This window comes from uncultured Microbacterium sp. (assembly GCF_937927635.1).
Lineage (GTDB): Bacteria > Actinomycetota > Actinomycetes > Actinomycetales > Microbacteriaceae > Microbacterium.
The window spans coordinates 169,794-182,122 of the sequence record NZ_CALBRW010000017.1; the positions used below are offsets into that span (position 1 = coordinate 169,794).

General features: G+C 68.1%; 9 protein-coding genes and 1 pseudogene. 6 read left to right on the forward strand and 4 right to left on the reverse strand.

What is annotated here, in order from left to right; translation table 11 throughout:
- Window positions 1–23 precede the first annotated feature (23 nt).
- The 4 genes from Q0568_RS07480 to Q0568_RS07495 all read left to right on the forward strand — a co-directional run bounded on the left by Q0568_RS07480 (window position 24) and on the right by Q0568_RS07495 (window position 6,979).
- The gene (locus Q0568_RS07480; RefSeq protein ID WP_298864710.1) at window positions 24–2,372 is read left to right on the forward strand and encodes an excinuclease ABC subunit UvrA; all 2,349 of its coding nucleotides are present in this window, start codon (window positions 24–26) and stop codon (window positions 2,370–2,372) included.
- Between the two features lie 93 nt (window positions 2,373–2,465).
- On the forward strand, window positions 2,466–3,917 hold the full coding sequence (locus Q0568_RS07485) for a sugar porter family MFS transporter (RefSeq protein WP_298864713.1): 1,452 nt from the start codon (window positions 2,466–2,468) through the stop codon (window positions 3,915–3,917).
- Between the two features lie 161 nt (window positions 3,918–4,078).
- Entirely contained in the window at window positions 4,079–4,948 is an 870-nt protein-coding gene (locus Q0568_RS07490) for an alpha/beta hydrolase (RefSeq protein WP_298864716.1), read from the forward strand.
- Window positions 4,949–5,080: 132 nt separating this feature from the next.
- Window positions 5,081–6,979 (forward strand): HNH endonuclease signature motif containing protein, encoded by a 1,899-nt coding sequence (locus Q0568_RS07495; protein ID WP_298864720.1) that lies wholly within the window; start codon window positions 5,081–5,083, stop codon window positions 6,977–6,979.
- Between the two features lie 174 nt (window positions 6,980–7,153).
- Here the strand turns inward: Q0568_RS07495 and Q0568_RS07500 are convergent, their stop codons facing one another.
- Window positions 7,154–7,567 carry a GNAT family N-acetyltransferase gene (locus tag Q0568_RS07500; protein ID WP_298864723.1) on the reverse strand — a complete coding sequence of 138 codons (414 nt, stop codon included), beginning with the start codon at window positions 7,565–7,567 and terminating at the stop codon, window positions 7,154–7,156.
- A 37-nt stretch (window positions 7,568–7,604) separates the two neighbouring features.
- Here Q0568_RS07500 and Q0568_RS17205 point away from each other — a divergent pair.
- A pseudogene (locus Q0568_RS17205) lies at window positions 7,605–8,160 on the forward strand (GNAT family N-acetyltransferase).
- 9 nt (window positions 8,161–8,169) lie between these two features.
- Entirely contained in the window at window positions 8,170–9,498 is a 1,329-nt protein-coding gene (locus tag Q0568_RS07510) for a nitrate/nitrite transporter (protein WP_298864731.1), read from the forward strand.
- A gap of 6 nt (window positions 9,499–9,504) precedes the next feature.
- Here Q0568_RS07510 and Q0568_RS07515 read toward each other — a convergent pair whose 3' ends face one another.
- From Q0568_RS07515 to Q0568_RS07525, 3 genes are read right to left on the reverse strand one after another with little or no spacing between them, the layout of a single operon-like run.
- Entirely contained in the window at window positions 9,505–10,149 is a 645-nt protein-coding gene (locus tag Q0568_RS07515; RefSeq protein ID WP_298864733.1) for a hypothetical protein, read from the reverse strand.
- On the reverse strand, window positions 10,146–10,901 hold the full coding sequence (locus tag Q0568_RS07520; protein WP_298864735.1) for an SGNH/GDSL hydrolase family protein: 756 nt from the start codon (window positions 10,899–10,901) through the stop codon (window positions 10,146–10,148). The genes Q0568_RS07515 and Q0568_RS07520 overlap by 4 nt, the downstream gene beginning before the upstream one ends.
- Window positions 10,902–10,941: 40 nt before the next feature.
- Window positions 10,942–12,291 carry an MFS transporter gene (locus tag Q0568_RS07525; protein ID WP_298864738.1) on the reverse strand — a complete coding sequence of 450 codons (1,350 nt, stop codon included), beginning with the start codon at window positions 12,289–12,291 and terminating at the stop codon, window positions 10,942–10,944.
- Window positions 12,292–12,329 lie beyond the last annotated feature (38 nt).

Genomic DNA, 12,329 nt, shown 5'->3' on the forward strand with positions numbered 1-12,329 from the left:
GACCGACCGCGAAGGAGACGCCGATGGCCCACCCCGCCGACGCGCACGACAGCATCCGCATCGAGGGAGCGCGCGAGAACAATCTCAAGAACGTCAGTGTGGTGCTGCCCAAGCGCCGACTGACGGTGTTCACGGGCGTGTCCGGCTCCGGCAAGAGCTCGCTGGTGTTCGACACGATCGCCGCCGAGTCCAGGCGGATGATCGACGAGACCTACAGTGCGTTCGTGCAGGGCTTCATGCCCTCCGTGCCCCGCCCCGATGTCGACGTGCTCGAGGGGCTGACAACGGCCATCATCGTCGACCAGGAGCGGCTCGGCGCCAACCCGCGGTCGACGGTCGGCACGGTCACGGATGCCAACGCGATGCTGCGCATCCTGTTCTCCAAGCTCGGCACGCCGTACATCGGCGGACCCACCGCCTTCTCGTTCAACATCCCCACGCAGAAGGCCAGTGGTGTGATGACGGGGCCGGGTGGCGAGAAGAAGATCGTGAAGGATGCCATCTACCTGGGCGGCATGTGCCCGCGGTGCGAGGGCAGGGGATCGGTGTCGGACCTGGATCTGGCGCAGATCGTCGACGAGTCGAAGTCGCTGCGGGACGGCGCCATCCAGGTGCCGGGGTACACGGCCGACGGCTGGATGGTGAAGCAGTTCGCGGAGTCGGGGTTCTATCCGGGCGACAAGCCCGTCGAAGACTTCACGGAGAAGCAGCGGCAGCTGTTCCTCTACGGCGAGGTGACCAAGGTGAAGATCAACGGGATCAACATCACCTACGAGGGGCTGATCCCGAAGATCACCAAGTCGATCCTCTCCAAGGACCTCGATCGACTGCAGCCGCACATGCGCAGGTTCGTCGAGCAGGTAGCGACTTTCGCGGTGTGCCCGGAATGCGACGGCACGCGACTGACAGAGGGCGCACGGTCCTCGAAGATCGAGGGCGTCAGCATCGCCGACGCCTGCAGGATGCAGGTGACGGATCTCGCCGACTGGGTTCGAGGCCTCTCTCTGCCGGGCGCGGGGCCGCTGCTCGCGGCGCTCAGTGCCAACCTGGACTCGTTCGTCGCGTTGGGGCTGGGGTATCTGAGCCTGGACCGCCCCTCGGGAACGCTGAGCGGGGGAGAGGCGCAGCGCATCAAGCTGCTGCGGCACCTCGGGTCGTCTCTGACGGATGTCACCTACGTGTTCGATGAGCCGACCATCGGCCTGCATCCGCATGACATCCAGCGCATGAACTCGCTGCTGCAGGAGTTGCGGGACAAGGGCAACACGGTGCTGGTGGTCGAGCACAAGCCGGAGACCATCGAGATCGCCGACCACGTCGTCGACCTGGGTCCCGGCGCGGGCACCGGCGGCGGTGAGATCTGCTTCGAGGGCACCGTGGACGAGCTGCGCGCCAGTGGCACTCTGACCGGACGGCACCTCGATGACCGGGCTTCTCTGAAGCCGGCCGTGCGCGTGCGCACCGGTGCCATCGAAGTGCGCGGCGCGAGCGCCAACAACCTCAAGGACGTCGACGTCGACATCCCCACCGGCGTGCTGACGGTCGTCACGGGGGTGGCCGGCTCGGGCAAGAGCTCGCTGATCCACGGCTCGGTCTCGCCGCGCGAGGGCGTGGTCTCGATCGACCAGAGCGCCATCAAGGGGTCCCGTCGCAGCAACCCCGCCACCTACACCGGGATGCTCGACCCGATCCGCAAGGCGTTCGCGAAGGCCAACGACGTCAAGCCCGCGCTGTTCAGCGCCAACAGCGAGGGCGCCTGCCCCAGATGCAAGGGCTCGGGCGTGATCGTCACCGAGCTCGGGTTCATGGACACCATCGAGACGCCGTGCGAGGACTGCGGCGGCAAGCGCTTCCAGGCGACCGTGCTGGACTACAAGCTGGGCGGGCTGGACATCACCGAAGTGCTGGAACTGCCGGTGTCGGCCGCGCGCGAGTTCTTCACGGCATCCGACACGAAGATCCCCGCCGTGGCGGCCGTGCTCTCACGGCTCGAGGACGTCGGTCTCGGGTATCTGACGCTCGGCCAGCCTCTGTCCACGCTGTCGGGTGGCGAGCGTCAGCGCGTGAAGCTGGCCATCCAGATGGGGGAGAAGGGCGACGTCTACGTGCTCGACGAGCCCACGACCGGCCTGCACTTGGCCGACGTGCAGCAGATCCTGGGGCTGCTGGACAGGCTGGTGGATGCCGGCAAGACCGTCATCGTGATCGAGCACCACCAGGCCGTGATGGCCCACGCCGACTGGATCATCGACATCGGACCGGGGGCGGGTCACGACGGCGGGCAGATCGTGTTCGAGGGGACGCCGGCGGAGCTGGTGGCGGAGAGGTCGACGCTGACAGGTGAGCACCTCGCGAGGTACGTCGGGGTCTGACGACTGGTAGCGTCGCCGTCGCGCGCGTGCCCGGCTGATCCCGACCGCGAATCCCACTGTCGGACAGGTCGCGGCAGGCGTAGCGTCCGGAATATGGAGAACACGAAGGCCGGGCTCCTCGAGACGCTCGACACACGCGACATCGGCCGGTTCTACATCTACCTGGCGGTGCTGGCCACCATCGGCGGGTTCCTGTTCGGATTCGACTCATCCAACATCGGCTCGGCGCTGGTGTTCCTGCCGTTCGAGCTGGGGCCGCTGGCCATCGGCATCATCGTCGGCGGGGCATCCCTCGGCTCGTTCGTCGGAGCACTCGCGGCGGGGCCGCTGACCGACAGATTCGGGCGCAAATCGCTGCTGCTGGCGGACTCGGCCCTGTTCGCCGTCGGGTCGCTGGTCTCGGCGCTGGCCTTCGAACCGACGACGCTGACGATCGGACGCCTGATCATCGGCATCGCGATCGGAGCCGACTCGGCGATCGCGACCGCGTACATCTCGGAGTTCGCACCGAAGAAGCGGCGTGGTTCGCTGGCCATCATCCAGCAGTGGATGATCACCATCGGCATCCTCGCCGCCTACGTCATCGCGGTGATCGTGCTGAGCATCGCTCCGGGCGCAGCGAAGACCGTCGACTGGCGCATCCTGCTCGGCATCGGCTTCATCCCGGCGATCATCTCGCTGCTGATGCGCGCGCGGATGCCGGAGTCCCCGCGCTGGCTCCTCGAGCACGGCAAGGAGGACAAGGCGCTGAAGGCCTTCCGCACGCTGGGCCTGGAGGCCACGGCAGACCAGGTGCGTGCGGAGGCCGAGCTGGTCCGGATCCAGAACCAGCAGGCGGCGGCCAGGACGCAGTGGACGCGGCCGGTGAAGCGGGCCCTCGTCATCGTCTGCGTCTTCTTCATCCTGCAGCAGATCACCGGCATCAACGTCGCGTTCTACTACGGTCCGCATCTTCTCGAGCCGTATTTCGCGGGCCCGGGGACGACCGCCGTGCAGGCGGAGATCTACGGCGTGTTCGCCGCAGGAATCCTCGCCGTGGTCAACGTGGTGGCGACGTACTTCGCCTATCGCTTCATCGACAGCATCGGCCGGCGCAGGCTCGCGATCAGCGCATACGTCGGCATGACGGTGTTCCTGCTGGTGGGCGCGTATGGAGCATCCTTCATGGATGGCATCCCGCAGCTGATCGTCATCATGGTCGGGTTCTCGCTGTTCATCGCCTGCTTCGCCATCGGCATCGGCGGCACCGGCTGGCTGCTGCAGGGCGAGGTGTTCCCGACGGCGGTGCGCGGCCGGGCATCCGGCATCGGAGCGGCCGTGGACTGGCTGGCCAACTACGGCCTGGTGCTGGCGTTCCCGATCCTGCAGGTCGGCATCGGCCTGGGCTGGGTGATGATCCTGTTCGCGATCCTGTGCGTCATCGGCGTGATCTTCGTCTACTTCTTCGTCCCCGAGACGAAGGGGAAGTCGGTCGAGGAGATCGGTCGGCTGTTCGAGGGACCGGTGAACAGGAAGGATCCGTCACAGCCGTCAGCGGTTCGCTGAGCGCAGGGGCTGTGGTCGTGCCGCGAGAACTCACGGAGGCACGCCGATAATGCACATTATGTCAGTTACCCGAATCGCAGGGCGATACTCCGCTCCCCAGTTCGTCGTGCGCGAAGTGCGCCACCGCTGCCGCTATGACCCAGCGTGCCAGAGTGGAGCACATGGCCATCGACGAGCTGGATCTCCCCTTTGCCGTGACTCAGATCGGCGCCGGGGACGGAGAACCCGTCATCGTCCTGCCTGGCGGTCCCTGCCGTGGAGTCGAGTACCTGGGCGACCTCGCGGGCCTGACCGATAGGTGCAACCTGGTGGTGCTCCATCCACGCGGCACTCCCCTGTCGGGCGGACTTTCACGCGGCTGGTGGGCGGATGCCGATGATGTGGTGGCGCTCGCAGACGCACTGGGGCTGGAGCGAGTGAGAGCGGTCGCGCATTCAGCGGCCACGCGGCTTGCGCTGGCCATGGCCGTGCGTTTCCCCGACCGTGTGCAGTCCCTGGCGCTCGTGACCCCTCCCGCATCCTGGCTGACCGGCACGATCGAGGATGCCGGGGTGATCGAGCTCGATCGTGACGACCCAGAGGTGGCTGACGCACTCGAAGCTCTGGAGCTCGAGGACCCTGATACCGACGAGGCCTTCGTCAGACTGTTCCGTCGGCAAGCAGCCGCCACGTATGCGCACTGGACTCGTCGCGAGCGGGCGCATGCGAGGCTCGGCAGGATGAATCTGGCTGCCGCGTCGGCATGGTTCGCCAACATTCCCGTCGATGTCGTCTCACGGATCCGCGTCGCTGTCATGCCGCCGACGCTCGTGATCGGCGGCGGCAATGATGTGTTGACCGGTAGGCAGGCCGTCGTCGACTACGCCCGCGCACTTCATGCGCACCTTGAGGTGATCGATGACTGCGGCCACTACCCGTGGGTCGAGCAGCCTGAAGCCTTCTACCGGATCGTGGACGGTTGGCTGGATGCTGGGGCCGCTCATTCCCGACCGACGGCTCGCAGCGCAGTCGGCGCGGCATTGCCTGATTGAAGCTCGCCTGGAAAGTGGTGGCCACTCCCCTATCCTTCGCCAGGCGGACGAATTCGGGAGAATCCAGTTCACTGGTGGAAAAGATCGTTTGATTCTCTTCTCATATTCGAACATGTGTACTACACTGGAGGCATGGTTCCCGACGTCGAGGCTCTCCTCCAGCAGCGCATCGCGCTGCTGGAGGCGTGGGTGTCGAAGCAGCGTGAGATCGCCCGGTTGCAGGCCGAGGCTACTGGTCTGCTGGCGGAACGGTGGGTGCTGTTCGAAGAGGAAACCCGGGTGGAGCCCGGACACTCGCAGTCGATCGAGAAGTCGATGATCGCGGAGTACGCGGCCGCCGGACACGTCTCGCAGGGGTCGATGGTGTTCGCGTTCACGGATGCGCGGATGATGGCACAGTTCCCCGCCGTGCACGCCGCGTTCCGTGATGGGCGAGTCACAGGCTCGCATGTGCGGGAGATTCTGCGGGAGTCCCAGCCTGTGCGCGAGGCTGTCGATGCCGGTGAGGTCGCCCCGAACACGCTGGGACTGTTCGAGCAGGCGTGCCTGGAAGTCGCCGAACGCGACACCGCCCCGCGCACGAAGACCCACGCCCGGCGGGTCGCCGCAGCCCTGGCAGGGCTGACCGTGACCCGGCAGCACGAGAACGCGTTCGAAGAGCGGTCCGTGACGGTCAGGTCCGTCGGGGACGGGCTCGCGCTGCTGCAGGCCGTTCTCCCCGAGCACCTGGCAGTCGCGATCCATGACCGGCTGACCCGGATGGCCCAGCACCTGGCCGGGCATCCCGAAGACCGCGACACCCCACCCTCGGAACCCTCGGGGGCGGAATGGGAGGCGTGGGAAGCCGAGTGGGACGCCGCCGACCGCGCCGAGCAGGCCCTGTATGAGCGCATCATGCGCGATGCCGCCGCACGCCACGCAGCGCAGACCGCGGCCACGCAGACCGCTGCCCCGGCCGGCGCGGACGCTGCAGAGGCCGCGGACGCTGCAGAGGCCGCGGACGGGCAGACGCTGGGCGGGCAGACTTCGATGCGCGACGAGCCCGCAGACGCAGACGGCACCAGCACCACCGACACCGCTTCCGCCAGTGACGCCAGCGCGAACGCGAGCGCCGATCTCGACGACGCGAACTCCGGCACCAACAGCGACGCAAACATGAGCGCCGCTGCGGCCACCGCTACCACTGAGGCTGAGGCGAGCGTCGAGGCTCAATATCGGGAGTTGATCGCCCGTCATCTGGATGCGGACGGGTTCTGGATCGACGACGACACCGAACCGGAACCGCCCGGTCCTCCGCGGGAAGTGGATCTGACGTATTGGACGGACCCGCAGATCGACCCGCTCAGTCCGTGCATCATCCACCTGCCCGACGAGGCCCGCACCTTCGATCAGCTGCGCGCGGATCTGCTGTCCGACCTGCTCCTGACCTGCAGCCCGTCTGACGCGCACGGGACCGGACTGGTCGGCATCCGTCCGACCATCCAGGTGACCGTGTCCGCGACCACGCTTCTCGGCGCTGACGACCGGCCCGCCGAACTCGACGGGCACGGCCCGATCCGTGCCGGCGTCGCCCGCGCCCTCGCCGGAAGCACGAAGGGCTGGACCCGGCTGTTCCTGGACCCGAAAGGGTTCCTCACCCGCACCGACACCTACACGCCCACCGAGGGCATGGTCCGGTACCTGAAAGCCCGCGACCAGCACTGCCGGTTCCCCGGCTGCCGCCGCCCCGTGCACCGGTGCGAACACGACCACAACCGAGACTGGGCCCAAGGCGGCGAAACCAGCATCGACAACCTCGAGTACTTCTGCAAGACCCACCACGACCTCAAACACCCCACCGTGCCCGACACCTCCCGCTGGACCGCCCGGCAGACCCCCGACCGGGCCGTGCAATGGACCAGCCCCACCGGCCGCACCTACCCCGACCATGAGCAGCCGCGCGTCATGTTCATGCCATCCGACACCCTCCGCACGTCGATCACCTGGCCCGACACACCGCTCACCGCCCAACAAGCCGGAACACCCTTCTGAACCAGCCAGCGCTCCCGGGTGCCCGCCACTCCCCCGACAACGATTCTCTGTCCGCGGGCGGATATGCGCCCTAGCATCGCGATATGAGTGACGGCACAGCCCAGATCGAAGGGGGCCGTGTGCTGCGGAGCCGTGTGCTGGATCGCACCGCGATGACGGCGATGGAGCCGGACGTCAGCCGGCGATCAGCGCCATGAACTTCACCGGCTCGGCGATCGGCTCGAAACCGAACTGGGCGTACAACTCGTGTGCGTCCCCAGTGGACAGCAGCATCCGCCTCAGCCTCATAGATCGAGTCACCTCGACGACCGCAGCCACCAGCGCCTTTCCCGCGCCCAGACCTCGCACTGCTGGATCCACGAAAACATCGCACAGCCACGCGAACGTCACCTGATCGCTCCCGACGCGCGCGTAGCCGACGAGCCTGCCCTCGGCATCCACAGCGCCGAAGTTGAGCGAAGCCCGCGCGGCCTTCTCCACGACGTCACGCGATCTGCCCCGTGCCCAGTACGAGTGCTCCGAGAGCCACCGATGCACGAAGTCGAGGTCGATGTCGGCGAGGTCCATCGTCACGCGCACGTCGGGCATGCCGTGATCCTACGGACTGATCCGTCAAGATGGAGACATGCCGTTCTTCCCCGACGTGGCGCTCGAAGCACCTCTCAGCCTCACGATCGACGCGCTGACGGCCGCCGACGCCCCGGCGCTCGTCGACGCATTCTCGGACGAGCGACTGCGCAGATGGCTGCCGCTCCCCTCTCCTTACACGCTGGAGACCGCGACGCGGTGGTGCACGACGTCGAGCCACGAGATGCGTCAATCCGGCCGCGGGTTCGTGCTCGGCATCCGGCATGCCGGCCGCGGTCCGGCGGGTCGCCGAGTGGATGCTGACCGACCAGGCCTTCGAGCGCATCGAACTGCGCATCGCCCCGGTCAACTCAGCTTCTCAGCGCGTCGCGGAGAAGGCCGGCTTCCAGAGGGAGGGCACGGCTCGCAACGCCGGATTCACAGACGCGAGTCGCGTCGACCTCGTCGTCTTCTCGCTGATCCCGACCGACCTCGACAGCGTAGAGCGCGGCTTCGCCCAGGAGGAGCATATGAGTGACCCGATCTTCCCGCCGAACGAGCACGCACGGCAGGTGCTGGAGTGGCTCGCGCGGCATCCGCTCGACGCCGACTAACCTGGGACGGTGACAGCCGCTCCCCTCCCCCGTCTGAGTCCGGGCTGGCGCGCCTGGCTGATCTGGACCGTCGCCGTCGCCGCATACGTCCTCGCGATCGTCAACCGCAGCTCCCTGAGTGCGGTCGGCGTCGACACCGCAGAGCGGTTCCATGCGGATGCCGCGACGCTGTCGCTGTTCGCCGTGGTGCAACTGGCCGTGTACGGAGGGATGCAGATCCCGATCGGCATCCTGCTCGACAAGTACGGCTCCCGTCCGATCATGGTGATCGGGATGCTGCTGATGAGCGTCGGCCAGTTCGTCATGGCCATCTCCCCCTCGATCGGCGTCGCCATCATCGCACGCGTCCTTCTCGGCGCCGGCGACGCCGCGATCTTCCCGGCCGTGATCCGGCTCATCGCCACCTGGTTCCCCGCGCAGCGGGCGCCCATCATGGTGCAGATGACCGGCATCGCGGGGCAGTGCGGGCAGCTCGTCGCACTTCTCCCCCTCGCAGCTCTCCTGCACTCCACCACCTGGACCATCACGTTCGGCAGCGTCGCCGGCCTGGGCGTGCTGTTCGCGGTGCTGCTGTGGGCCATCGTGCGCAACCGCCCCGCGCACCGCGACGAGGACGTGTCCGTCAACACCGAGACCGGTGTCATCCGCGTGGTCACCTCCGCCATCGACACCGGCGTCGGCATCCGCGCAGCCTGGGCGCACCCGGGCACGCGACTGGCCTTCTGGACGCACTTCACCACACCGTTCGCCGGCACAGCGTTCCTGCTGCTGTGGGGCATGCCGTATCTCACCGAGGGCGAGGGCCTGTCGAAGGCCGCGGCGGCGGGGCTGCTCTCGCTGAACGTCATCGTCGCGATGGTGCTGGGGCCCATCCTGGGCGAGCTGTCCCGGCGCGTCCCCACCCGCCGTTCACTGGCACTCGTGCTGCCGAGCATCGGCGTGCAGGTCGTCGCCTGGATCGCCGTCGCCGTCTGGCCGGGTCCCGCGCCGGTGTGGCTGCTGGCCGTGCTGGTGGTGTGCCTGGGTGCGGGAGGCCCGGCATCCATGATCGCGTTCGATCACGCGCGCACCCACAATCCGGTGCACCGCCTCAGCACCGCCACCGGCGTGACCAACTCGGGCGGGTTCCTTGCGGCACTCACCGCGATCTTCCTCATCGGACTCACCCTCGACCTGCAGGGCGCCGGCACGCCGGCCACCTACGCGCTGGAGCCGTTCCGCTGGGCGTTCATCACCCAGCTCCCGCTGTGGATCCTGGGCATCACGATGATCGTGGTCGAGCGCAAGCACACCCGCATCCGCATGGGACTCGACCCGGAGCGCAACAGCCGCAGCTGAACCTGCTCACCCCTCCACGGCGTCGGTGCGCGGCTGGAGCGGCTTCTCCCCCTGCGGCACCACGTCGAAGATGCGCATGAAGTACTGGCACAGCGGTCCCACCAGCAGCGCGAAGGCGACGGTCCCGATGCCCACGTTGCCGCCCAGCAGCCAGCCGATCGCGACCACGGTCACCTCCAGCGCCGTGCGGACCACCCAGATGGGGCGTCCTGTCACCCGGTGCAGTCCGGTCATCAGACCATCGCGCGGACCGGGCCCGAAGCGCGCGCCGATGTACAGCCCCGTCGCCGCGCCGACGGCGGTGAGCCCGAGAGCGAAGTAGATCACGCGGATCCACAGCACGTCGGTGACCGGGATGATCAGGAACCCGACGTCGGCAGAGGGCCCGACCAGCAGCGCATTGAGGATCGTGCCGATGCCCATCCGCTGCCGCAGCGGGATCCACATCAGCAGCACGATGCCACTGACGATGACCGTGATCGTGCCGAAGGTGAGCGGGATGTGCGTGGCCAGTCCCTGCGAGAGGACGTCCCACGGGGCGGCGCCGATGATCCCGCGGATCATCAGCGCGATGCCGAGGCCGTACAGGAACAGGCCGATCATCAGCTGCGGGATGCGACGCCACAGCCGCCTGCCCGACAGGTCCCTCACCGCGGGTCCCGCTGCGACCAGGTGCCGAACTTGGCGGTGCGGCCATCTCCCGACGACGTGCCGGTGAGGCGTCGCTTGATCCAGGGGCCGACGAACTGCCGGTAGTAGGCGTAGCCGCTGGGCCCCATCGGCGGCGTCCGCAGCGGTTCCCACCATTCCTGCGGAGGCATATATCCCAGTGCGTCCAGCACGCGGGCCGCCACGCGGTGATGGCCGTGCGCGTTCATGTGCAGCCGGTCCTCGGACCAGTACGGGGCGCGCGACAGCTCGGTGTCGGGCCAGTTCAGGGCGCGCAGCACGTCGGGGCGGTCCTCGATGCGCCGCATCACGGCGGCGGAGAGCTCGTCGCCGCGGCGCTGCACCATCCGTCCCATCGGCAGGCGGCCGCTGGGGTTCGCGCCGGAGAGCACGATCAGTGTCACGCCTTCCTCATCACAGCGTCGAAGGACGCGGGTGAACGAGTCGGCGATGTGCTCGATGTCGGCGTTCGGGCGCAGCATGTCGTTGCCGCCGGCGTTGAACGACAGATGCGTGGGTTTCAGTGCGAGCGCGGGCTCCAGCTGCTGCTCGACGATGGGCCAGGCCAGCTTGCCGCGGATCGCGAGATTCGCATACTGGATGCTGTCGCCCGAGGCATCCGCCCAGCCCTGCGCGGCGATGTCGGCCCAGCCTCGGACGCTGCCGTCCGGCAGCTCGTCGCCCACGCCCTCGGTGAACGAGTCACCGATCGCCACGAAACGCACTTCTGCCATCACACCAGCCTAGAACCCAGCGGATGCCGCAGGCGCCGCGTCACCGGTCGTCCAGAGCGGCCCCGCGGCGGTCCACCAAGCCCCACGCGGCCGCCGTGGCGATGGCGAAGAACACCGAGAACACGACGAAGGCCAGCAGCGCGCCGCCCTTCGCGAGCATCACCGGGACGAGCAGAGGTGCGATGATCGAGGCGATGCGCCCGATCCCGGCTGCCCATCCCGCGCCGGTTCCGCGGAGCGAGGTCGGGTAGATCTCCGGCGTGACGGCGTACAGCGCGCCCCAGGCGCCGAGGTTGAAGAACGACAGCGCCATGCCTGCGCCGATCACCATGGCCTGCGAGTCCGCCAAGCCGAAGACGATCGCCGAGATCGCCGACCCTGCCAGGAACACCGACAGGGTGACCCTCCTCCCCCACACCTCGATGAGCCACGCCGCCGCCGCGTAGCCCGGCAACTGCGCGAGCGTGATCAGCAGAGTGAACCCGAACGAGCGAATCAGGTCGTACCCGGCCGCGACGAGGATCGACGGGATCCAGATGAACGCACCGTAATAGGCGAAGTTCACGCAGAACCACACCGTCCACACGCTCAGCGTGCGCAGGCGGAACTCCGGCGCCCACAGCATCCCGATCCGCCCGCGACCGACGACGAGTGCCACCTGCGCGGGGTCCTTGCGGATGGCCGACGTGCGCTGCAGCGCGGCATCCGTCTCCAGCTTCGAGACGATCCGGTCGGCCTCTCCGGCGCGACCGCGCGAAGCCAGCCAGCGCGGCGACTCCGGCAGGCCCCAGCGGATGAACAGGGCGTAGGCAGCGGGGATCGCACCCAGTGCGAACGCCCACCGCCACCCGTTCTCGGACGCGGGGATCACGAAGTAGCCGATCAGGGCGGATGCCGTCCAGCCGACAGCCCAGAACGCCTCGAGGATCACGATCAGGCGTCCGCGGATCCTGGCGGGCGCGAATTCGCTGACATAGGTCGACGCGACCGGCAGCTCGGCGCCGAGTCCGAGCCCGACGAAGAAGCGCAGCACCAGCAGCAGCGCCACGCCGCCGACGAGCGCGCTGGCGCCGGTGGCGACGCCGTAGATCAGCAGCGTGATGGCGAACACGTACCTGCGGCCCAGTCGGTCCGCCAGCAGCCCTCCCACGCTCGCGCCGACGGCCATGCCGATGAACCCCACCGACGCGATCCAGCCGGCAGTTGCAGGGCTGAGCGACCACTGGTCGGCCAGCACCGCGATGATGAAGGAGATCAGGCCGACGTCCATCGCGTCCAGCGCCCAGCCCACGCCCGATCCGGTCAGCACGCGCAGGTGCGAGCGGGTGAACGGGAGCGCATCCAGGCGCGCGGACAGGGAGGAGCGGGTCGTCGATGAGGGTTCGGGCATGCTCTCATCGTAGGGGGTGTGGTCATCATGACCACACC